Here is a 21,686-nt window from a genome sequence, read left to right as displayed (position 1 = left end):
CTGGAATGCTGCGTATGGCCGCGGCCGCGCTTTCGTCAGTGTTGTCGGCTCAAACAGCGTTCGAGCGCGATGAGCAACTGCGTACGGCCAACGATTCCGATGGGCTTGCCGTCGCGGACCACCAGCACCTGCGAGATCTGATGTGCGTCCATTCGCGTGACGATATCGTCGACGGTTGCCGTTTCATCCACGCACACGGGATTCTGCGTCATGACGGCGTCGACCCGCAGCGCCTGCGTCTGCTCGTGCATGTGTTGTCCCTCGGCTCGTCCGAGCAGCCATTCCAGCAAGAACCCGGCAGGGCCGGTCACGCCAAGCTCCTGACGGTGCAGGAAATCGCCCTCGGAGATGATGCCGACCAAAGATCCATCGTCGTCGATCACAGGCAAGCCACGCTGACTGGTTTCCAGGAGCAGGTGGACGGCATCGAGCAGCGGCGCGTTCGGCTTTATGGTGGCGAACCAGGTTCGCATGACATCCGTTGCCAGCATTGTTTCTCTCCAACAGGCTCGGGTCCGGTAGCGTGCACTGGGAAGCGGGCCGGGCCTTGATATGCGTCAAAATGACGACGGCGCCCACTGACCTGGATCAATACGTCGATCGGCCGTTGTGCTCTTATAGCGATGTGCAATTTGTGCCGATCGCCACCAATTGTGGGGGAGAATGACGATGTTCAAGAACCTGCTGGTGCTTATCCCTTCCGAACGTCCCGCGCGGCCGGTGATTGACGGTGCCGTGCTGCTGACCATGGCGTACGGCGCTCACCTCGACGCGCTGTCCGTCGCCTACGAGACCGCCAATGTTCCGATCGCCGCGGCAGGCGGCGCTGCGGTCGCCATGATCGTCGAAGAGACCCGGCAGCGCGCACTCGAGCGCGCAGAGGCCGCGATGCGCGTTTTCGAGGTCGAGGCGAAGCACGCAGGGATATCGTATACCTGCCGCACGATGAGCGCGACACCGCGTGAGGCGCTAGCGATCGCCGGCGCCAGCGCTCGGCTGCATGATCTCACCGTCGTCCTGCAGCCGGAACCCGAACGCGATACGTTCGACAACGACATGCCGCAGGAAATCCTGTTCCAGTCAGGCGGCCCGGTATTGTTCATGCCCTATACCTTCCGCGGCGCGTTTACCGCGCGGCGTATCGGGATTTGCTGGGACGGAAGCCGCCTCGCCGGCCGCGCGCTGCGGGATGCCATGCCGCTGCTGCGGCACGCTGACGCGCTCACCATCATTTCCATCGGCAATCCAGGGGCGATTCCGGACGAAGCGAGCCCGCAGCGCCTCGTTGAGCATTTGGCGCGGCTTGGGCTGCCGGCCAAGATCGTGGCCTTCCCGGCCGCGCACTCCGAAATCCAGCCCACCATCCTGTCCGTTGCGGCCGACGAAAGCCTCGACCTGCTGGTGATGGGCGGCTACGGGCATTCGCGGCTGCAGGAACGCCTGCTCGGCGGCGTCACCCGCGAGATGCTCCAGTGCATGACGGTGCCGACGCTGATGTCGCATTGAGCTTTAGGGCAGCGTCCTCCGTCCTAACGCCCGTCATTGCGAGCGCAGCGAAGCAATCCATGGTTCCGCGCGCGGAGGCATGGATTGCTTCGCTGCGCTCGCAATGACGCAGTTTCTGCGACCGTACGTAGCCCGGATGGAGCGCAGCGCAATCCGGGGCCTTGTGTGGCCCCAGCGCGCACCGTCCCGGGTTACGCTGCGCTCCACCCGGGCTACGACATCTCGGGAGACCTACCCTCCGTAATCTTCCTTAGGGAAGGACTCCGAATTTTCAGGCGCGGTGCAAGCAGGCACTCTGGTTCCATCAGATGATTTGAAGGAGCCCGCCATGCACACCGACGCTTCCCGCCCCGTCCTCCGCCAGGCCGCGAGCACGCCGCACCGTCTCGGAAGCCCGGCCATGCAGGGTCCGCTTGCGCTGATGGGCACGCCCTTTCAATACGCACGCAATGTCGAGATCTACGGCGAAGGTGACGAGGCCGAATATCTCTATCAGGTGGTGTCAGGTACTGTCCGCACCTACAAGATGCTGGAGGACGGCAGGCGCCAGATCGGTGGGTTTTATCTGCCGGGCGACATCTTCGGCTTTGAGGCGGGCGAGACGCACTCGTCTTCCGCCGAGGCTGTGAACGGGGCGCAGGTCCTGATCGTCAAGCGCAGCGCGGTGATGCTGCGTGCCGAGCGCGAGAAGGATCTCGCGCAGCAGCTTTGGGATGCCACCACGCGTGAACTGCAGCGCTTCCGCAATCACATGCTGCTCCTGATCAAGACCGCCGGGGAGCGGGTCGCGGGATTCCTGCTCGATATCGCCCGCCGCACCGCCAGCACGACATCGATCGAACTTGCGATGTCGCGCCAGGACATTGCCGATTACCTCGGCCTCACCATCGAGACCGTGTCACGCACCTTCACCCAGTTGGAGCAGTCCGGCGCCATCGCGCTGGCGACCTCGCGCCGGATCGAATTGCGGAACCGCGCCGCGCTGAACCGCCTGAACGCCTGACCAGGATAGAATTGACCGAGATGTGCCATGAACCATCCATTGATCAGCGCGGATCGTGGCACCCATCGCAAGATCATTGCGCTTGGTGTTGCCGCCGCGGTCGCGATCATGCTGCTGGCGGTTCACGGCCGAAGCAGCGACCAAACTGAAGCTTCGCGCCGGCAGCCCACCGTTCAGCATATTGCCGTGTCCAATGCGACGCGCCCACTCACCGTGGCCGAGTTGAGATAACGCGACTTCCCGCTGAAGGCTTTCGTCTCACGCCCTGATCCTGGGCCTTGGCTGCGCAACATCGTCACCACCCGCCTGGAGCCAGCGGATGATCCGGTGCCACGAACGGCCCAAGCTCTCGCGCCCCATGAAAAGACCGAGGTGACCGCACGGCTCGGAGGCCTGTTCCAGCCAATGCGGCGGCGTGCCGAGCAGGCGCGCCGTGGCGAGTGCCTGCTCGAGCGGCACGACAATGTCCTTCTCTGCTGCCAGCAGAAAGACCGGAACCGTCACCTCGGCGAGATCGATCTGGCGACCGAGCGCGACGAAGCGTCCCTCGGCGATCCGGTTCTCGCGGAAGATCCAGTTGGTCGCCTCGAGATAAAAGGTTCCCGGCAAATCCAGCAGCTTGCGATCCCAGCGCTCGAAGCGCGCCAGCAGGGCCGCGCCCTGCTCCGATCCATCGCCGACATCCCGCTGCAAGGTCGCTTCGACGTCATGGAGGGTAAGCGGCATGCTCCAGAAGCGAAGCGTATGCTTGCCGCTTATGATGCCCTCTCCCTGGTGCACCAGCTCGTCGAACGCTTGCTTTGGCATACTTGCCACCATCCGCGACAGATCTGAGGGCACGGAGACGTCGACCGGCGCACCGGCGAGCACGAGCCGTCGCACCTTGTGTGGAAAACGGGCGGCATAGACCAGCGACAGCCACCCGCCCTGGCACAAGCCGATGAGATCGACCGGTGCGCCGATGTCATCGACCGCCACGTTGAGGTCGGCGAGATAGCTGTCGATCGACAAATGGCGCATCTCTGATGTCGCCGAGCACCAGTCGGTGACATAGATGCGATCCATGCCGCCCTGCAGCAGCGCCTGCACCAGGCTATGGCCAGGTGCGAAATCAGCGACCAAGGCCTCGTGCAGCGAAAAGGGAGCGCAGATCAGAAGCGGCTGGCCCGTCGCCTTGCGCGAAAAATCCCGCAGCCGCATCGAGGCGAGCTGCAGCGCGATCACGTTCGGCATGGTCCAGGATAGCGGAGTCTCGCTCTCCGGCTCGGACGGCGTGGGCTCGCGACCAGCGAACCAATGCAGATAGGCCTCCAGCGCCAATCGCGTGGCCGCCATTGGCCATAGCAGCGTCTGCACCGCCCAATCAGTGTCGGCGCTCGGCTTCTCTTCCGGTGGTCTGTTCTTCTCGCCCAAGCTCACTCCCCCTTTTGCTCGCCGGCGCCATGGTCGGACAGGCATCGGCGAAAGGTTTGACCTCGATCAAGCACCAACGAAACGCAGGACTGCTATATTAGCTCCATTTCGGCGAGGAACGCACCCGCACAAGGAATTGCGGCGCCGGCCCAAGCGGGCGACATCAGGCAAGAGGAGATCGCACACCGGACCGCCTCGGCGGCGGTGAAGCGATCCTATGCGAAGGTCGGCGATCATTGGATCCAGAGACCCGGAATCTAGAACTCGAAGAGTTTTGTTCGAACTGCTCCAGCGCGAAACCAACGACAGGCACGTGATCCGGTTTCGCGCACCACCGCAGATTTCCAAGCTGCTGGCGATGACCTCGGAGGTAATCGATCAGCTCACGCCAAAATCCGATAGTCCGCAGCAGCCGATCCATTCGGCGATACGCGAAGGAGAGCAAGATGACCGACCACAACACCATCGCAAGCCGCTATGTCGAACTGTGGAACGAGCGCACGCCGAGCCGGCGCCGCGAGATGCTGGCCGAGAACTGGACCGCCGACGCACGCTATGTCGATCCGCTGATGAGCGGCGACGGCCACGAAGGCGTCGATGCGCTGATATCAGGCGTCCAGGAAAAATTTCCGGCGTTCAAGTTCAAACTGATCGGCGAACCCAACGGTTTCGGCGACCATCTCCGCTTTTCCTGGGGCCTCGGTCCCGATGGCACCGACAGCCCGATCAAGGGCACGGACTTCGCGGTGCTGAAGGACGGCCGCATCAAGAGCATCACCGGTTTCCTCGACCAGGTGCCGCAGGGCGCGTGATACGACGCGGTGCATGGCGGTGTTGCTGACGTAACATCCGTCAGCCTCGCTGCCATGCACTGCCGCGATGAAAGAAGAGAGCAGAGCAAGTTCGCGTTACCGCTCGCGCGCTTGTGACGGCGATCTCGCTGTCGTGAGGCGTAACGCCTCGCTCCCCACACCGAAACGGCCTTACCATCATCCAGGCGCTGCGATGGAGCGGTCTTGCGTCCTGCAAGGTCCGCTTCCGCAGCGTCGACGTGACATTTTGGCGAAAGACAATTTCGATGGAGGCATATCATGGAAGTTGATAATGACCGCCTGAACTCTTTCATGGGCAAGATGATTGGTGACATCGGCGCCGCGATGAACGCGTCGCTGATGCTGATCGGCGACAGGCTCGGCCTCTACAAGGCGTTGGCCGAGAAGGGACCGATGAACTCCGCAGAGCTGGCGAAAGCGACAGGCACCGCGGAGCGCTATGTGCGCGAGTGGTTGTCGGCGCAAGCGGCCTCCGGCTACGTCGAATATGACACCAAATCCGGAAAGTTCTCGATGCTGCCGGAGCAGGCCATGGCGCTGGCGGACGACGAGAGCCCGGTTTTCCTGGGCGCGGTCGGCAACCTCGTGGCGGCGACATTCCTCGACGAGCCGAAGATCTCCGACGCATTCAAGACCGGCAAGGGCGTCGGCTGGAACAAGCGCAGCGAATGCCTGTTCTGCGGAACGGCGCGCTTCTTCCGCACCGGCTACAAGCATCATTTGGTGCAGGAATGGCTGCCGGCGCTGGAGGGCGTCGTCGACAAGCTGAAGCGGGGCGCGAAGGTCGCCGATGTCGGTTGCGGACACGGCATATCGACCCGGCTGATGGCGGAGGCGTTCCCGAAATCCAAATTCTTCGGGTTCGACTATCACGAGGGCTCGATCCAGGCCGCGCGCGAGCTGACGCGGGATGCGGGACTGTCCGATCGCATGACGTTCGAGACCCACACCGCGAAGACTTTTCCGGCAAACGGCTACGATCTCGTGTGCTTCTTCGACTGCCTGCACGACATGGGCGACCCGGTCGGCGCGCTCAAGCATACCCGCAGCACCATGGCCAAGGACGGCACCTGCATGCTGGTCGAGCCCTTCGCCAACGACCGGCTGGAGGATAATCTCAATCCGATCGGGCGGGTCTACTATGCGGCTTCGACCATGGTCTGCACGCCGGCCTCCCTGGACCAGGAGGTCGGGCTCGCCCTGGGCGCGCAGGCCGGCGAGGCCAGGCTTCGCGAGATTGCCCGCGAGGCCGGCTTCACCCGGTTCCGGCGCGCCACCGAAACGCCGTTCAACCTGATCCTGGAAGCACGGCCATAACACCCCCGGCACTGAGCGCCGCCGCGCGAAGATTCTTCGCGTGGCGGCGGGTGGACTTGACGCGGACGAGTGCTTGCGAGACTTGCTAGAGCATTTTCGGTTCTGATTGAATCAGAACCGAAGCTCTAGATTCTTGTTTTGACGCGTTTTCTTCACGCGAACCGGTGTCCACTTCGCTCGAAAACGCTATAGCAAATCGAGCGGGCGCTTGCATGCGCGACCGCTGATCCGAGGACATCCGCCATGAGCACCTCCACGCCAAGCTCCACTGTTGCCAACGAAGCCATCGATCTCCTGACGAAGCTGGGGGCTCTGCCGGCCTTCGTCGCCGACGGCAGTCTGATCGCCCGCTCGCCGATCGACGGCAAGGTCATCGGGCGTCTCAAGCCCGGAAGCGACGACGACACGCGCGCAGCGATTGCTCGCGCGCGGACTGCGTTCCTGACATGGCGAACCGTCCCCGCCCCGCGCCGGGGCGAACTGGTCCGCCTGCTCGGCGAGGAATTGCGCAGCTCGAAAGAACTGCTCGGGCGGCTGGTGACGATCGAGGCTGGCAAGATTCTCTCCGAAGGGCTCGGAGAGGTGCAGGAGATGATCGACATCTGCGACTTCGCCGTCGGCCTGTCGCGCCAGCTTTATGGATTGACGATCGCATCCGAACGCCCCGGTCATCGGATGATGGAGACCTGGCATCCGGCCGGCGTGTGCGGCATCATCACGGCGTTCAACTTTCCGGTTGCCGTGTGGTGCTGGAATGCAGCGCTTGCGCTGGTGTGCGGCAACGCTGTGGTGTGGAAGCCTTCGGAGAAAACGCCGCTGACTGCGTGCGCGGTGCAGGCGATCGTCGAACGCGCGCTTGCACGTTTCGGTGACGCGCCGCAGGGTCTGGCCGAACTCGTGCAGGGCGACCGCACGGTCGGCGAAGTCCTGGTCGATCACCCCGAAGTTGCCATCCTGTCGGCCACCGGATCGACGCGGATGGGCAAGCAGGTGGGCCCGCGCGTCGCCGCGCGCTTTGGCCGCGCCATTCTCGAGCTCGGCGGCAACAACGCCGCGATCGTCACGCCGTCCGCCGATCAGGATCTTGCCTTGCGCAGCATCGCGTTTTCCGCGATGGGTACCGCCGGACAGCGCTGCACCTCGCTGCGCCGCCTGTTCGTGCACGAAGATATCGCCGATGATTTCGTCTCGAGGCTCAGCCGCGTCTATCGTTCCGTGACGATCGGCGACCCGCGCGAGCCGCTCACTTTGGTCGGCCCGCTGATCGATGCGGCCGCCTTCGAGGCGATGGGCCGCGCGCTGGATGAAGCCACCTCGCTCGGCGGCAAGGTGCATGGCGGGACCCGCGTGGACCATCAATCCTCTGGCGCCTATTACGTCGCCCCCGCTTTGGTCGAGATGCCGTCCCAAACGGGGCCAGTGCCGCGCGAGACGTTTGCGCCGATCCTGTACGTGATGCGCTACCACGATCTTGCCGAGGCGATCGCCAGCCACAATGCGGTGCCTCAGGGGCTCGCATCATCGATCTTCACGACCGACATCCGCGAGGCCGAGACCTTCATCTCCGCGGTCGGCTCGGATTGCGGCATCGCCAACGTCAATATCGGCCCATCAGGCGCCGAAATCGGCGGCGCGTTCGGCGGCGAAAAGGAAACCGGCGGCGGCCGCGAATCCGGATCCGACGCGTGGCGCGGCTACATGAGACAGGCGACCAACACCATCAACTATTCGCGCGAACTGCCGTTGGCGCAGGGCGTCAAATTCGACGTCGGGTGACGCAAAGGGCTGGAGCGGGCGAAGGGAATCGAACCCTCGTATGCAGCTTGGGAAGCTGCCGTTCTACCATTGAACTACGCCCGCGGATCGCGTTGCCGCTCCTGATTAGCCGAGACCGAGGCTTTCGCCAAGTCGCCTCTCGCGTTCTCCTTAACGGAAAACGTCAGGATTCCGGATGTGCTGCTTGGGGCGTTGCGCCGCCGCGGGCGCATCGCTAAGTCTTAAGGCATGATCCGAAGGCCGCTGTTGCAGCGTGAGCGCATTACCGTGAACGAGTTCCGCTGCACCGCGGTGCCCGGCGAGAAACCGTTTGCCGAACAATATGATGCGCATTCGATTTCCTACGTCCGCAAGGGCAGCTTCGGCTGCCATTGCCGCGGCCGTTTCCATGAGCTGGTGACCGGCGCGATCCTGGTCGGCCATCCCGGCGACGAATATACCTGCACCCATGACCATGTCGGCGGCGACGAATGCCTGTCGTTCTACCTGCATCCGGAGCTGGTGCAGGCGATCGGCGACAGCCGCGCGGTCTGGCAGATCGGATCGGTGCCGCCGCTGCCGGAATTGATGGTGCTGGGCGAGCTCGCGCAAACGGCAGCAGATGGCAACAGCGACATCGGCCTCGACGAGGCCGGCCATCTCCTGGCCAGCCGCTTCATCGAGATGGTCTCGGGACGCGCGGCGAGGCCGGTGACGGCCGCCTTACGCGATCGCCGCCGCGCGGTCGAGGCGGCGCTGTGGATCGATGCACACTCACAGCGGGATATCGGGCTGGATGATGCGGCGGATCAGGCCGGCATCAGCACGTTCCATTTCCTCAGGCTGTTCTCGGAAGTCCTCGGCGTGACGCCGCATCAATATCTCGTGCGCTCGCGGCTGCGCCACGCGGCGCGGCGACTGGCCGACGACGACAGCCCGATCACCGAGATCTCCTACGACGTCGGTTTCGGCGATCTCTCCAATTTCGTGCGCACGTTCCACCGCGCCGCCGGCGTCTCACCGCATGCGTTCCGAAAAGCGTCGCGCGGCGACCGCAAGATTTTCCAAGAACGGCTGGCGCTGCACTAGCTAACCTCCTCCAGTCCCGCGCGTCGTCAGGCGCGCCCTAGACTAGCACTGGAGAACAATCATGTATGACCATATCGGCCTGCGCGTCGGCGATCTCGACGCCAGCGTGCGTTTCTACACCGCAGCGCTCGCCCCGCTCGGCTATGTCCTGTGCTCGCGCGATGACAGTGGCGCCGGCTTCGGCCCGAAGGGCGAGCCGGCGCTGTGGCTGCATCTGCACAAGGGCCAGAGCAATGGCGGCGCCCATGTCGCATTCCGCGCGCCGGACCACGACGCGATCAAGACATTCCACAGCGAAGGATTGAAAGCCGGTTGCCGCGACAACGGCGCAGCCGGCCATCGCAAGGATTACAGCCCGACCTATTACGCGGCGTTTCTGATCGACCCCGACGGCAACAATGTCGAGGCGGTGTGTACGTGAGACGCCATCTTCATCATTGCGACTGCCGTCATTCAAAGGCTTTCAAGAAGGACTCACCCCATGGCTTCCATCCACAAGGAATTCATCATCGACGCGCATCCCGACCAGGTCTGGGATGCCTTGCGCGATTTCGGCGCGCTGCATACGCGGCTGGTGCCGGGCTTCGTGCTCGACACCAAGCTCGACGGCGACGCGCGTATCGTCACCTTCTCCAACGGCACGGTGGCGCGTGAATTGCTGGTCGACTGCGACGACGCACGGCGGCGGCTGGTCTATGCCGTCGTCAGCGAGCGGCTGAAGCAGCACAGCGCATCCATCCAGGCGTTCGCCGACGGCGACTGCCGCAGCCGCGTGACGTGGATCGCCGATGTGCTGCCGAACGAGATCGCGCCCTACATCTCCTCCCAGATGGATCTTGGCGTCGGCGCAATGCAGAACAAGCTCGGGCGGGAAGCGGCGTGATGAACCCGTTCCTCGAAGCGCTCGGCGCGGACGGTGCTGCAGCCGACCGCGCCGGCAAAATGGATCTCTATGGCCGCTTCGTCGGCTCCTGGGATCTCGATGTCACCCACATTGCCGAGGACGGCACCAGGCGAGAGCGAAAGGGCGAATGGCACTTCGGCTGGGCGCTCGAAGGCCGCGCGATCCAGGATGTCTGGATCGTGCCGCCGCGCGGCGAGTTGCGCGAGGCCGATGCCACCGCCAACGCCAATTCCTACGGCACCACGCTCAGGGTCTACGATGGAGAGCTCGACGCCTGGCTGATACAGTGGACCGATCCGGTCACGCGCACCTTCCTGCAGATGATCGGCCGCGCCGAGGGCGCCGACATCGTGCAGTTGGGCACGCGGCCGGACGGACGGCTGGTGCGGTGGGGCTTTTCTGAGATCACGCCAAATTCCTTTCTCTGGCGCGGCGAAGTCTCCGCCGACCAGGGCGCGACATGGCGTGTCAACGTGGAGTTCACGGCTCGGCGCGTGCCCTCTCCGTGATCTTTCTCACGGAAGGCACGACGGGGCGTCAGGACAGCGCGGGACTTACCTTCGCAATCGGTGCGCGCTTTGGCCCCCAGCGCGTCAGCACCACGCTTGCGCATGAGAGCACGCCGAGCACGACCATCGAGGCGGCGGCGAGCATGAAGAAGTTCTGCGCGGTCGCCTCATGCGTCGACAGCCACCAGCCGCCGGCAGCGATGAAGGCAAGGCGCGCGGTCTGCGCCAGTACCGGGCCCAGCACCTTCGCCGCGCCTTGCGAGGAGAAAAACATCGACATCGCCAGCCCGATGAAGGCGTACATCGGCGCCGCCGTCGACAGATATTGATGGCTGGCCAGGCGCACGGCGGGATCATCGGTGAAGATGTTGACCCACAGGTCGGGGAAGATGGCGAGGAAGGTGCCGATCGTACCGACCGAGACGAACGACACCGTGCCCGCGGTCCAGGCGATCCGCCGCGCCCGCGCGATGCGGTCGGCGCCGACGGCCATGCCGATCATCGGCACTGAGGCGATGCCGGTCGCGAACGCGAGCGACGTCAGCATGAATTCGAGCCGCGCGCCGATGCCATAGCCGGCCAGGATCGCGGTGCCGAAATTCGCCAGCATGTGGGTGAAGATGCTGATCGTCAGAACCGACTGCAGCGGCGAGAAGCAGGCGATGGCGCCGACCCTTAGGATATCGATGAACATCGCCCATTGGACGCGCAATCCCCTGAGCTTCGGCACCACGCGGGCGCGGCCGGAAAACAGGTACCAGCCCATCACGGCAATACTGATCGAATAGGCGATCAGCGAGCCCGCCGCGACGCCGCGCATGCCGAATTGCGGGATAGGCCCGAGCCCGAGGCCCAGTGTGCCGCCCAAAATGATCTGCCAGATCGCGGACGAAAGGATCATGGTCGACGGCAGTTTCATGTTGCCGGTGCCGCGCAATACGCCCGCCATGGTGTTCATCAGCCACGGCAGCACGGCGCCGCCGAAGAAGATCTGGCTGTAGGCGATCGCCTGCGCCAGCACGTTGCCGCGGCCGCCGAGCAATTCCAACAGATGCGGGCCGAAGATCAGCATGCCCAGCATGAAGACGAGCCCGAAGGTGATGCCGATCAGAAGCGCATGGGCCGCGAGCGTGGAGGCGCGCTCGACCTCGCCGGCGCCGAGCGCCCGCGCGATCGCGGAGGCCACTCCGCCGCCCATGGCGCCGCCGGACATCGTCATGGTCAGGATCACGCAGGGAAACACTAGCGCCATCGCGGCCAGCGATTCCACGCCAAGCCGGCCGATATAGGAGGTCTCCGCGATCACCACGCAGGTGCCGGCCGAGAGCGCGATCACGTTCGGCCAGGCAAGCCACAGCAGCGTGCGCAGGATCGGCCCGTCGAGCAGGCGGTTGCGGGCCGGCGCCGTCACCGGCGGCGGCAGCGGGCGCTCTTCCTCGTCGACAGGTATTTCGGCAACCGCAATATCGGGCATTTCCACTCCGACGCCCGCGGTCTGAATGCCGCGGCGCGGGTGTTTCCCTATCACGGCGGCGATCAATTCCACGTGCGTCCGGCGCAGGGGCCCCCTGCGCGATTGGCCGATCGCCCGGACGAATCGCGCCCTGGCACAGCCCGCAGGCTTTAGATGCACCGGGATGTGCGGCCACGGCCCGTCACCAGCCCCTCGACCAAGCCGATCGGCACGCTGGCGCAGGCCTGCCTGCCGGCATGTCCGCTCCCGTTCCGGTTGCTGCGAGGTTGGCCGCTTTGACTCGCACGAAATTCGCGCCGACGGAATACCGCAACGACCGTGGCGAAGCGCACGGTCAGCCTAGGTTCCTACTGTGGCTTTGCTGCACGCGAACGCAAACATTACTCGCGGCAGTCGCATCCTCGCCAAAAAAGCTTCTCCGTGCCGCCACGAATTCGGTCCACGAAGCCTCGACCATACTTGGGGAGATGGTTATGCGGGCGACCAGACTATCTGCGCCAGTGGTGTCCACAGGCGCCACGGCAGAGATCGAGCGGCTTCAGCATGAGCTGGCCGGGTTCAATGAGCGAATCACCGAACTTGAAAAACAGCATCCCGAGGCTTCAAAGCTGGAGGCGCTGAGGGCGAGCGCGTTGCTGCTGGCCCGGCAAATCGATGAGCTGCGCTGTTCGAGCTCGACCGACCTGACCGAACTGCTCGCGAAGTAGGTCGCAGGACCACAAGAACAGCGGCAACGCTCTGAGGCTCAGCCGGGCGCGCTGGTCAGAGGCTCCCATGCGGCGAGCGCCGCGCGCGCGACGCGTTCCAGCTCCCGCCGTGTCGCGCCGTCGCGTGCCTGGATCGACATGCCCTGTTGCACGGTGACGTAGTATCGCGCGATCGCCGCGAGATCGGCACTTGCTGATATCTCGCCTGATGCCACGCCCTCCTGCAGGCGCTGCCGTAAATCCTCGACATTCTTCGCGCGCATCGCGATCAGCTCGCGCCGCACCGTTTCGGACTGCTCAGTCGTATGCAGCGCCGACAGCACCACCAGGCATCCCGGCGGCCGGTTCCGTCGCGTGAACGCCTTCGCCGTCTGCATAAGATAGCTTTCCACGGCCTCATAAGCGGTAGGCGCGCGAGCGATGCCACCCCATATCTCCGGCCCCTGGGTCGCGCCGTACAATTGCAGCGCTTGCCGGAACAATTCTTCCTTGCAGCCGAAGGCTGCATAGAGGCTTGGCGAAGCGATCCCCATCGCCGTGGTGAGATCAGCCATCGAGGCCCCTTCGTAGCCCTTGACCCAAAACACCTCCATGGCGCGTACGAGCGCAGCATCCTTGTCAAAGCCCCTGGGGCGACCTCGTTCCACCATCCGTCCACCCGATTTCTGTGTCGTTCACTAAATTAATGCGCTTGACGTCCCAGCGCAACGGACCTATTTCTGTATCGATCGACACATAAATGGAGATGGATCATGAGCGCATTGCAGGGAAAGCGGGCGTTGGTGACGGGCGCAAGCCGCGGGATTGGCGCTGCGATTGCAAGGCGGCTCGCCGCCGATGGCGCCAATGTTGCAATCACCTATGAACGTTCGGCCGACAAGGCGCAGGCGGTGGTGGCCGAGATCGAACGCTTGGGCCGGCGGGGACTTGCGATCAAGGCCGACAGCGCCGATGCCGCCGCGGTCAAGGCGGCCGTGGATCAGGCCGCCAAGGCATTCGGCGGGCTCGATATTCTCGTCAACAATGCCGGCATCCTCAGGACCGGACCGATCGACCAACTGAGCCTTGAAGACATCGATGCGACGCTTGCGGTCAACGTCCGGGCGGTGGTGGTCGGATCGCAGGCCGCGGCAGCGCATATGGGCGAAGGCGGCCGCATCATCTCGATCGGCAGCAATCTCGCGACCCAGGTGCCGGGTCCCGGCCTGAGCCTGTACTCGATGAGCAAATCGGCGCTGATCGCCTGGACAAAGGGCCTGGCGCGCGATCTCGGCAGCCGCGGCATCACCGTCAACATCGTTCATCCGGGCTCGACCGACACCGACATGAATCCCGCTGAAGGCGAACAGGCGGCCTTCCAGCTGGCGCGGATGGCGATCCCCCGCTACGGCAAGGCCGACGACGTCGCAGCGCTGGTCGCATTCGTGGCGGGCCCGGAGGCGCGCTCGATCAATGGCGCGGAGTTCACCATCGACGGCGGCGCCAACGCGTGAACGGCTGGACTTCGTGCACCATGCTGGCCGGGGCGTAGCGCCCCGGCCTTTGTCATGATCCTCGCAGCGCGCTCCAGGTGAGTGCGCTTGATCACACCCTGAAATGCTTGGAGAGCTTCAGGCCCTGGGCCTGGTAGTTCGAGCCGATGCGCTGGCCGTACATTGCATCGGGCCGGGCCAGCATCTTCTCATAGACCAGGCGGCCGACGATCTGGCCGTGCTCGAGGATGAACGGCACCTCGCGCGAGCGCACTTCCAGCACGGCGCGCGCGCCCTGCCCGCCGGCGCCGGCATAGCCGAAGCCGGGATCGAAGAAGCCGGCATAGTGCACGCGGAATTCGCCGACCAAAGGATCGAACGGCACCATCTCGGCGGCGTAGTCCGGCGGCACCTGCACAGCTTCCTTCGACGCGAGGATATAGAACTCGCCGGGATCGAGGATCAGGCTGCCGTCGGGGCGCGCGCGGATCGGCTCCCAGAAATCATCGACCGGATAACCGCCGCGGCGATCGACGTCGACCACGCCGGTATGGCGTTTGGCGCGATAGCCGACGAAGCCGCCGGAATTCTCGCCCGAGAGATCGACCGAAACCGCGACGCCATCGGTGAGATCGGCATCGTCGATATCGACCAGGCGTTCGGCGTTGTGCAGCGCGTCGAGCTCGTCGGCGGTGAGGACGGCATCGCCGGTGCGGAAGCGCACCTGGGACAGCCGCGAGCCCTCGCGCACCAGGATCGGAAACGTCTTGGGGCTGATCTCGGCATAGAGCGGGCCGTGATAGCCGGCACCGATCACGTCGAAACGACGCGTGCCATCGGCGATCACGCGGGTGAAGACGTCGAGCCGTCCGGTCGAGCTCTTGGGGTTCGCGGCCGCGATGATCTCCGGCGGCAACGCGAGGCTCTCGAGCAGCGGCACGATGTAGACGCAATTTGTCTCCAGCACCGCGTCGTCGGCGAGATCGATCTCGTGCAGCTTCAACTCATCGATGCGCTCGGCAACGGTGGCGCCGGGACCGGGGAGAAAGCTCGCGCGCACGCGATAGGCGATGTCGCCGAGGCGAAGATCGAGGCTCGCGGGCTGGATCTGGCTCTCGACAAAGGGATAGACCGGCAGGATCAGGCCTGCATCCGCCATCGCCGCGATCATGCGGTCGGGCAGGATCCCATTGGCATCGTCTTGCAGCACGAACGACACGGACGCGGTCCCTCAAGACGGCTTAGAGCCACAAAAGGCCCAAAAAATGGATTTTACCGGTTAGCCGATGCCCGCCTTGACGGAAAGAGCGGGAACGAATATCAGCATGACTTATCCCGTGGTGATTTGAGCCGGCCGGCTTGCAGCCACGTTAAATAAGTCGCTAAACAGGCCGGGGACCTCAGCGATCCCGGCCCTTTAGGCCGGTTTTTTTGTGACCATTTTCGAAAGGATGGTCACGTTGGAGGTCCTATGTCCGAGTCCAAATCATCCGCCCGCTACCGCCCCGAAACCCGGCTGGTTCATTCCGGCACGCTACGCTCACAATTCGGCGAGACGTCCGAGGCAATATTCCTGACCCAAGGGTTCGTCTACGCGACCGCCGAGGAATGCGAGGCGCGGTTCAAGGGCGAGGATCCCGGCTTCCTCTATTCGCGGTTCTCCAACCCCGACGTGTCCATGTTCGAGCGCCGCATGATCGAGCTCGAAGGCGCGGAAGCTGCGCGCGCGACCGCGACCGGCATGGCGGCGGTGACGACCGCGATCCTCGCGCCGCTGAAGGCCGGCGATCACGTGGTGGCCTCCAAGGCGATGTTCGGCTCGTGCCGCTACGTGGTGGAGGATCTCTTGCCGCGCTACGGCATCCAGTCGACGCTGGTCGACGGGCTAGACCTCGACCAATGGAAAAAGGCGATCCGGCCGAACACGAAGACGTGTTTCCTCGAAAGCCCGACCAATCCGACGCTCGACGTGCTCGACATCGGCGCCATCGCGGAAATCGCGCATCAGGGCGGCGCGCGATTGATCGTCGACAATGTGTTCGCGACCCCGATCTGGCAGAGCCCGCTGTCGCTCGGCGCCGACGTCGTGGTCTATTCTGCGACCAAGCATATCGACGGCCAGGGACGCTGCCTGGGCGGCATCATCCTTTCCTCCGAGGCTTTCATCACCGAGCACATCCATAACTTCCTGCGCCAGACCGGACCGTCGATGTCGCCGTTCAACGCCTGGGTGCTGCTGAAGGGGCTGGAGACACTGGCGGTGCGTGTCCGCGCGCAGACCGAGACGGCGGCGAAGATCGCGGACGTACTGGCAAGTCATCCGAAGATCACGCGACTGATCTATCCCGGCCGCGCCGATCATCCGCAGGCGGCCACCGTGAAGAAGCAGATGCGGTCGGGATCGACGCTGATCGGGTTCGAGGTCAAAGGCGGCAAGGCCGGCGCATTCCGCTGCCTCAACGGGCTCAAGATCTCGCGCATCTCCAACAATCTCGGCGATGCCAAGAGCCTCGTCACCCATCCCGCCACCACGACGCATCAGCGCCTAGGGCCGGACGCGCGCGCCGAGCTCGGCATCAGCGAAGGCTTCATCCGCTTCTCCGCCGGCCTCGAGCACGCCGATGATCTGATCGAGGATTTTGTCGAGGCGCTGGAGACGGTGTGATCCAAGGCGAATGGCGAATAGGGAGTAGCGAGTAGGGTCAAGCCCCATTCGCTATTCGCCACTCGCCATTCGCTTTCAGCTTACATCGGCCTGTACGTCCGCACATCCGCCGGCACGTTGACGCCGAGCTTGATCTGGCCGACCGACTTGATGATGTCGTCGCCGAGCAACTGGGCGAAGCAGGCATAGCCCCAATCATTCATGTGCAGGCCGTCGGCGATCACGAAGCTGTCGATCGGGATCGACTGCTTCTCGTGCCATTCACGCATCACCTCAAAGCGCGGGAAGATGCTGACATGGCGGAGCTCGGCGATGTGGTTGAGCAGCCGGATCATTTTGTTGGCGCTGGCGGCGCGCTCGGTGACGCGCGGCGAGTATTGGGGATCGACCAGCACGACGTCCGCGCCGGCCGTCTGGATGCGCGCCACGCCATCCTCGACCATCTTTTCGGTCTCGCTCGGGTCGAGGTCGCGCAATACCGCATTGGTGCCGACCTGCCAGATCACGAGGTCCGGATGCGCATCGATCACCTCGGTCTGCAGGCGCCGCATCATTTCGGGCGCGTCTTCGCCGCCCCTGCCGCGGTTGACGACACGGATGTCGGCGCCGGGATATTGCCGGTGCAGTTGCGCCGCGAGGCGGTTCGGATAGGTGAATTCCGGCGCCGACGAGCCATAGCCCTGGGTCGAGGACGAGCCGAACGCGATGATCGTGACCGGCTGGCCCGCGGCAAGCTTGCTCGCGACGTGGGGCAGCGAGCCCATCGTCTTCGACACGCCCTTCGGCGGCAGGCAGGGCACACGGCGGAAGATGTCGCTGGCCGACTTCGCGACCTCCTTCACCTTGTCGATCGCCTTGCCGGCGATGCCCTTCTTGGCGGCATCGGCCTCGGTGGCACCCGTAGCACCGGACAGGATGGCCGGCGTGGATGGTCCCGATTTGTCGGATGAGGGGTGGGATTTCGCGCCCTCAGAAAGCGTCGCATGCTGGTCGCCTTGCGCAACTTGCGCGCGCAGCGGCGAGGTCGCGAGCACGGCTGCCGCGACAGCGGCTGCGACCAGCCATGCGCTTCGACAAAAAGGGCGGTAGGTCCTCATTAACGCTGGTTCCCTTTAGTTCTGCTGCGCCGGTCCGAGGTGGGCCGCGTCGATCACGAATTTCGACAGCGCGCGGCCGAGACAGGCATGCACCCGCTTGGCCAGTTCCACGCCGTGGGCGGAGCTGAACAGGTCGAAATCACCGGCATCGTTCCAGTGATGCATGATGGCGAAACGATCAAACAGCGGGACATCATGTTCTTGCGCCGACACCCGCATATTATCTAGGTATGGTGAGCCGGAAATCATGCTTTCGGTGCGGGGGCTGTACTGAAGATTGACCAGGACCACATTGGTTCCCGCCTGTTGCAACGCAGTAATCCCCGCATCGAGGGCATTACGAAAATCGTCAGGATCGATCGACCGGATAGCATCGACGGTTCCCGTCTGCCAGACCACTAAAGTAGGCCGTTTTGCTTCCACCAGCTTAACAAAGCCGGCCGCCATATCCTCCGCGGTCTTGGCGGACTGTGCTTCCACGGACAGGTTAACGGTGGTGCTGGGCAGGCTTTCCTTGAGCGCCGCCTGCAACTTTGCCGGGTAGGCGCTGGCCTCGAAGGAGGAAATGGTGGAGGAACGGCTGCCGACCACGAGCACGTTCAGGGGCTGGCCGCTCCTCACCGCCTCGGCCACCTTGGACAACGAGCTTTCGGTGGACAGCAGATTGGCCGGGACGTCGCAAATCTGCTCGGGATCGCCGGCGCGTGCCGGGGCCGCGGACAGAGAACCGGCCAGCAATGTCAGGCCCAGCACAGTCCATAAGCCAGACTTCATACCGCCCCTCCCGCCAGGTCGGCATTGCCGCCGGCGCTCTTGTATCGCGCGGCGCCTTTGTCGGCGGAGTGTTTGTACCACGAAATCACCCACGCCATGGCGCACATGATGACAATCCCAGTGACGCTGACCAGGAAGTGCATCCCGGCGCTGCCGGACACCTCGGCCAAGATGAAGTGCCCGGCAAATGCCAGGAACACGCCAAGGCAGAATATCTCAAGGGAGTGCTGGCCGCAGAGGATCAAAGGTCGCAGCCACGGGGATTTCAGGCCCGGCCAATCCCGGGGCAGGACGCGGACGGTAATGGCCGCCAGCGCCAGGAAATGGGCAAAGCGCAATACGTCCAGATCGGTCTTGTTGATCGGGTACATCCACTGCTCGATGCGGCGCGGCACGATGTGGCCGAGCTGCGGCAGATACCAGGACAGCGTGACCAGGAACGCCGCGAACAGATAGGCGATGCAGATCCAGAGCGTGATCGGGGAGGCCAGGATACGCGACATCCTTCTTGCGCCGCCGAGCGCGCACCAGGCGCCGAACACGAACAATAATTGCCAGGCGAACGGATTGAACGCCCAGACGCCGTTCGGATAGGCGCTGAGATAGAGATCGAAATGCCAGGTCAGGACGTAGAGGCCGGCCGAGAGCGCCAGCGTCACGTCGGTCCGCCATTTCATCAGCCACAGGATCAAGGGCAGGAACAGCATCAGCACGATGTAGAGCGGCAGCACGTCCATGTTGACGGGACGGAAGCGCAACAGCAGCGCCTGCACGATGGTGACATCGGGCTGCTTGAGGAAATCCATGATCCCCATCTCTTCGGTGTAGAGCGGGTTCTCGAAGCGGGTGGCGACGTAGGAGATTTCCGCAAGAAAGATCGTGAACAGGAACACGTGGGCGACATAGATCTGCCAGACGCGGCGCAGGATGCGCGCGGTCGCCACCACAAAGCCGGCCTGAAGCATTGCGCGGCCATAGACGAAGGCCGCGGTGTAGCCGGAGATGAAGATGAAGATCTCGGTCGCGTCGGAGAAGCCGTAGTTGCGGATCGTGAGCCAGGTCAGGATGTTCGTCGGCAAATGGTCGATGAAGATCAGCCACAGCGCGAGCCCGCGGAACAAATCCAGCCGCAATTCGCGCTCGGAGGTCGCCGGCATCGTGATCGCGGGCGCGGCGGCGACCGCTCCGCTTGCATCCTTGGCGTCGGCAAGCTGCGTTCCGGAAATTGGATCGGCAATCGACGTCATCGGGCACCATGACCGTGCGAAGTTTTGCGCCGCCCCGACTCGAAAAAGATAATATCCGCCCACCGCTTGCGGACAAGATACGGAATTGACGCGGATGCTCGCGCCTTTAGAGCGGAACTATGGTCAAACGGCGATGAAAAACACTAGCTGAGCAAACTTTCGTCACCCGGCCCAACGATTGGTTCCGACGGACTTATTGGCTATGATGCGACTTAAGGAGACTGAAACGTGTACCGCGCCGTCACCCGCGACATCGAAGTCACCGTCGAGCCGAACTTCCTGCCGGAACGTTCGTCGATCGAGAACCGGCAATATTTCTGGTCCTACACCATCGTCATCACCAATTCCGGCACGGAGACAGTGCAACTGCGCACCCGACACTGGATCATCACCGACGCCACCGGCCGCCAGCAGGAAGTGCGCGGCGAGGGCGTGGTCGGCGAGCAGCCGGTGCTCGCGCCGGGCGAGCGCTTCGAATACACCTCCGGCGTGCCGCTGCCGACCGCCTCCGGCATCATGAGCGGGCGCTACCAGATGGTGAGCGAAAGCGGCGAACGGTTCGAGATCGACGTGCCGACATTTTCGCTCGACAGCCCGGACGGGAAGAGAGTGTTGAATTGACGAGCGCGTGTGCCCTCACGGGGAAATCGTAGGGTGGGCAAAGGCGCGTCTTCGCGCCGTGCCCACCATCCAGATCCCGCTCGCGATGGTGGGCACGCTACGCTTTGCCCACCCTACAATTCTAAGTTCGATAGCCCTACTCCACGCCCGCTTCTTGCGGCGTGAATTCGTAGACCGACGAGCAGAACTCGCAGGTGACGACGACCTTGCCGTCCTTGACCATGTCGGCGCGATCCTTCGCCGTAAAGCTTTTCAGCATCGAGGACACCGCCTCGCGCGAGCAGGAGCATTGCGCGCGCAGCGGCAGCGGCGCGAACACACGCACGCCGCGTTCGTGGAACAGGCGATACAATAGCCGCTCGCCCGACAGATCAGGGTCGAGCAGTTCGACGTCCTCGACCGTTCCGATCAGCGACTGCCCCTCGACCCAGGCATCGTCTTCCGGAACCTCATGGGCGGCGGTGCCTTCGGGCGCATCGCCGGGATGCAGATCAGCCTGCCGCGCGCGCTCCGGCGCCTTCGGCAGGAACTGCAGCAGCATGCCGCCGGCGCGCCAGCGAACCTTGCCGCCGTCGCCGCCGCGCCATTCCTCGCCGACCGCAAGGCGCACGCGCGTCGGGATCTGCTCCGAGCGCAGGAAATACTCATGGGCTGCGTCTTCGAGGCTGCCGCCATGGAGCGCGACCAGGCCCTGGTAGCGGCTCATGTCCGGCCCCTGGTCGATGGTCATCGCGAGATGGCCCTTGCCGAGCAGCGCGCCGGAATCGAGCCCGTCGTGCAGCCGCGTCGCATCGTAGCGCGCATAGGCCCGCAGCCGATCGGGCGCCTTGAAATCGACGATCAGGAACGAGACCGGGCCATCGGTCCGGGTCTGCAGGATGAAACGGCCATCGAACTTCAGGGATGAACCGAGCAGCGTCGTCAGCACGATCGCCTCACCGAGCAATTTGCCGACGGGAGGCGGATAATCGTGCTTGTGCAGGATGTCGTCGAGGGTGGGACCGAGCCGCGTCAGCCGCCCACGCAGATCGAGTGCATCGATCTCGAACGGCAACACCGCGTCGTCGACCGGCACGGCCGATGGCGCGCGGGTCGGCGTTTCCGTGATCTTGATGTCGGGGGATTGTGAAACCATGGCGCTCTATCTGGGGTCTTGAGAGGCGAAACGAAAGGGGTTCACATTCGTCGTTTTGTTTGTCGTCCCTGCGAAAGCAGGAATCCATAACCACAGGCTACGGTCGTGGCACGAGCAAGCGGTTGCAGCGGAGCCCACCACGAAAGCCTGTGGTTGATGGGGTGG

General features: G+C 64.0%; 24 protein-coding genes, 1 tRNA gene and 1 riboswitch. Of the genes, 15 read left to right on the top strand and 10 right to left on the bottom strand.

Annotated features, from left to right (window positions below; all coding sequences use genetic code 11):
* Nucleotides 1-35 precede the first annotated feature (35 nt).
* Nucleotides 36-491, bottom strand: coding sequence for a CBS domain-containing protein (locus CWO89_RS05680; protein WP_130577659.1), 456 nt, complete (start codon nt 489-491; stop codon nt 36-38).
* Nucleotides 492-669: 178 nt separating this feature from the next.
* Between CWO89_RS05680 and CWO89_RS05675 the strand changes: the two genes are divergently transcribed.
* The 3 genes from CWO89_RS05675 to CWO89_RS05665 all read left to right on the top strand — a co-directional run bounded on the left by CWO89_RS05675 (nt 670) and on the right by CWO89_RS05665 (nt 2,740).
* The gene (locus CWO89_RS05675) at nt 670-1,506 is read left to right on the top strand and encodes a universal stress protein (RefSeq protein ID WP_130577658.1); all 837 of its coding nucleotides are present in this window, start codon (nt 670-672) and stop codon (nt 1,504-1,506) included.
* Between the two features lie 328 nt (nt 1,507-1,834).
* The gene (locus CWO89_RS05670) at nt 1,835-2,509 is read left to right on the top strand and encodes a helix-turn-helix domain-containing protein (RefSeq protein ID WP_207234407.1); all 675 of its coding nucleotides are present in this window, start codon (nt 1,835-1,837) and stop codon (nt 2,507-2,509) included.
* A gap of 39 nt (nt 2,510-2,548) precedes the next feature.
* The gene (locus tag CWO89_RS05665; RefSeq protein ID WP_130577657.1) at nt 2,549-2,740 is read left to right on the top strand and encodes a hypothetical protein; all 192 of its coding nucleotides are present in this window, start codon (nt 2,549-2,551) and stop codon (nt 2,738-2,740) included.
* Nucleotides 2,741-2,767: 27 nt separating this feature from the next.
* Here CWO89_RS05665 and CWO89_RS05660 read toward each other — a convergent pair whose 3' ends face one another.
* Complete coding sequence (locus CWO89_RS05660; RefSeq protein ID WP_245475752.1) at nt 2,768-3,922, bottom strand: alpha/beta fold hydrolase; 1,155 nt, start codon at nt 3,920-3,922, stop codon at nt 2,768-2,770.
* 96 nt (nt 3,923-4,018) lie between these two features.
* Between CWO89_RS05660 and CWO89_RS49075 the strand changes: the two genes are divergently transcribed.
* The 4 genes from CWO89_RS49075 to amaB all read left to right on the top strand — a co-directional run bounded on the left by CWO89_RS49075 (nt 4,019) and on the right by amaB (nt 7,848).
* Nucleotides 4,019-4,183: a ChaB family protein gene (locus CWO89_RS49075; RefSeq protein ID WP_130577680.1), complete on the top strand. Its 165-nt coding sequence runs from the start codon at nt 4,019-4,021 to the stop codon at nt 4,181-4,183.
* Nucleotides 4,184-4,368: 185 nt separating this feature from the next.
* Complete coding sequence (locus CWO89_RS05650) at nt 4,369-4,734, top strand: nuclear transport factor 2 family protein (protein WP_130577656.1); 366 nt, start codon at nt 4,369-4,371, stop codon at nt 4,732-4,734.
* Nucleotides 4,735-5,013: 279 nt separating this feature from the next.
* Nucleotides 5,014-6,072: a class I SAM-dependent methyltransferase gene (locus tag CWO89_RS05645; protein WP_130577655.1), complete on the top strand. Its 1,059-nt coding sequence runs from the start codon at nt 5,014-5,016 to the stop codon at nt 6,070-6,072.
* Nucleotides 6,073-6,315: 243 nt separating this feature from the next.
* Nucleotides 6,316-7,848 carry an L-piperidine-6-carboxylate dehydrogenase gene (amaB, locus tag CWO89_RS05635; RefSeq protein ID WP_130577654.1) on the top strand — a complete coding sequence of 511 codons (1,533 nt, stop codon included), beginning with the start codon at nt 6,316-6,318 and terminating at the stop codon, nt 7,846-7,848.
* A gap of 10 nt (nt 7,849-7,858) precedes the next feature.
* Here amaB and CWO89_RS05630 read toward each other — a convergent pair.
* Nucleotides 7,859-7,932: transfer RNA gene (locus tag CWO89_RS05630), tRNA-Gly, on the bottom strand.
* A gap of 144 nt (nt 7,933-8,076) precedes the next feature.
* Here CWO89_RS05630 and CWO89_RS05625 point away from each other — a divergent pair.
* From CWO89_RS05625 to CWO89_RS05610, 4 genes are all read left to right on the top strand, one after another.
* The gene (locus CWO89_RS05625) at nt 8,077-8,916 is read left to right on the top strand and encodes a helix-turn-helix transcriptional regulator (RefSeq protein WP_130577653.1); all 840 of its coding nucleotides are present in this window, start codon (nt 8,077-8,079) and stop codon (nt 8,914-8,916) included.
* 61 nt (nt 8,917-8,977) lie between these two features.
* Complete coding sequence (locus CWO89_RS05620; protein WP_130577652.1) at nt 8,978-9,337, top strand: VOC family protein; 360 nt, start codon at nt 8,978-8,980, stop codon at nt 9,335-9,337.
* A 60-nt stretch (nt 9,338-9,397) separates the two neighbouring features.
* Entirely contained in the window at nt 9,398-9,799 is a 402-nt protein-coding gene (locus tag CWO89_RS05615) for an SRPBCC family protein (protein ID WP_130577651.1), read from the top strand.
* Nucleotides 9,799-10,329, top strand: coding sequence for a hypothetical protein (locus CWO89_RS05610; protein WP_130577650.1), 531 nt, complete (start codon nt 9,799-9,801; stop codon nt 10,327-10,329). The genes CWO89_RS05615 and CWO89_RS05610 overlap by 1 nt, the downstream gene beginning before the upstream one ends.
* 28 nt (nt 10,330-10,357) lie before the next feature.
* Here the strand turns inward: CWO89_RS05610 and CWO89_RS05605 are convergent, their stop codons facing one another.
* A complete protein-coding gene (locus CWO89_RS05605) occupies nt 10,358-11,803 on the bottom strand; it encodes an MATE family efflux transporter (protein WP_130577649.1) in 1,446 nt (481 codons plus the stop codon).
* Between the two features lie 473 nt (nt 11,804-12,276).
* Between CWO89_RS05605 and CWO89_RS05600 the strand changes: the two genes are divergently transcribed.
* Nucleotides 12,277-12,510: a hypothetical protein gene (locus tag CWO89_RS05600; protein ID WP_130577648.1), complete on the top strand. Its 234-nt coding sequence runs from the start codon at nt 12,277-12,279 to the stop codon at nt 12,508-12,510.
* 38 nt (nt 12,511-12,548) lie between these two features.
* Here CWO89_RS05600 and CWO89_RS05595 read toward each other — a convergent pair whose 3' ends face one another.
* Nucleotides 12,549-13,160 carry a TetR/AcrR family transcriptional regulator gene (locus CWO89_RS05595; protein WP_130577647.1) on the bottom strand — a complete coding sequence of 204 codons (612 nt, stop codon included), beginning with the start codon at nt 13,158-13,160 and terminating at the stop codon, nt 12,549-12,551.
* A 102-nt stretch (nt 13,161-13,262) separates the two neighbouring features.
* On the opposite strand from CWO89_RS05595, the gene CWO89_RS05590 reads away from it, so the two are divergent.
* Nucleotides 13,263-14,003, top strand: coding sequence for an SDR family NAD(P)-dependent oxidoreductase (locus tag CWO89_RS05590; protein WP_130577646.1), 741 nt, complete (start codon nt 13,263-13,265; stop codon nt 14,001-14,003).
* Nucleotides 14,004-14,094: 91 nt separating this feature from the next.
* Here CWO89_RS05590 and CWO89_RS05585 read toward each other — a convergent pair whose 3' ends face one another.
* Entirely contained in the window at nt 14,095-15,201 is a 1,107-nt protein-coding gene (locus tag CWO89_RS05585) for a 2'-deoxycytidine 5'-triphosphate deaminase (protein ID WP_130577645.1), read from the bottom strand.
* Nucleotides 15,202-15,309: 108 nt separating this feature from the next.
* Nucleotides 15,310-15,389: riboswitch (SAM riboswitch) on the top strand.
* A 64-nt stretch (nt 15,390-15,453) separates the two neighbouring features.
* Here CWO89_RS05585 and CWO89_RS05580 point away from each other — a divergent pair.
* Complete coding sequence (locus tag CWO89_RS05580) at nt 15,454-16,647, top strand: O-succinylhomoserine sulfhydrylase (protein WP_130577644.1); 1,194 nt, start codon at nt 15,454-15,456, stop codon at nt 16,645-16,647.
* A gap of 80 nt (nt 16,648-16,727) precedes the next feature.
* Here the strand turns inward: CWO89_RS05580 and CWO89_RS05575 are convergent, their stop codons facing one another.
* Genes CWO89_RS05575 through CWO89_RS05565 form a run of 3 tightly spaced genes read right to left on the bottom strand, consistent with a single transcriptional unit; the run spans nt 16,728 to nt 19,765 of the window.
* Nucleotides 16,728-17,744 (bottom strand): SGNH/GDSL hydrolase family protein, encoded by a 1,017-nt coding sequence (locus tag CWO89_RS05575; protein ID WP_130577643.1) that lies wholly within the window; start codon nt 17,742-17,744, stop codon nt 16,728-16,730.
* A 15-nt stretch (nt 17,745-17,759) separates the two neighbouring features.
* A complete protein-coding gene (locus CWO89_RS05570) occupies nt 17,760-18,518 on the bottom strand; it encodes an SGNH/GDSL hydrolase family protein (protein ID WP_130577642.1) in 759 nt (252 codons plus the stop codon).
* Entirely contained in the window at nt 18,515-19,765 is a 1,251-nt protein-coding gene (locus tag CWO89_RS05565) for an OpgC domain-containing protein (protein ID WP_130577641.1), read from the bottom strand. Before CWO89_RS05565 ends, CWO89_RS05570 begins: the two co-directional genes overlap by 4 nt.
* Before the next feature lie 228 nt (nt 19,766-19,993).
* On the opposite strand from CWO89_RS05565, the gene apaG reads away from it, so the two are divergent.
* On the top strand, nt 19,994-20,386 hold the full coding sequence (gene apaG, locus CWO89_RS05560; RefSeq protein WP_130577640.1) for a Co2+/Mg2+ efflux facilitator ApaG/CorD: 393 nt from the start codon (nt 19,994-19,996) through the stop codon (nt 20,384-20,386).
* Nucleotides 20,387-20,522: 136 nt separating this feature from the next.
* On the opposite strand, the gene CWO89_RS05555 is transcribed toward apaG, so the two are convergent.
* Complete coding sequence (locus tag CWO89_RS05555; protein WP_130577639.1) at nt 20,523-21,521, bottom strand: Hsp33 family molecular chaperone; 999 nt, start codon at nt 21,519-21,521, stop codon at nt 20,523-20,525.
* Nucleotides 21,522-21,686: the final 165 nt, after the last annotated feature.

This window comes from Bradyrhizobium sp. Leo170 (assembly GCF_004296405.1).
Classification (GTDB): Bacteria; Pseudomonadota; Alphaproteobacteria; order Rhizobiales; family Xanthobacteraceae; genus Bradyrhizobium.
Note: the sequence above shows the minus strand (reverse complement) of the source record. Positions and strands in the feature narration are given on the sequence as shown.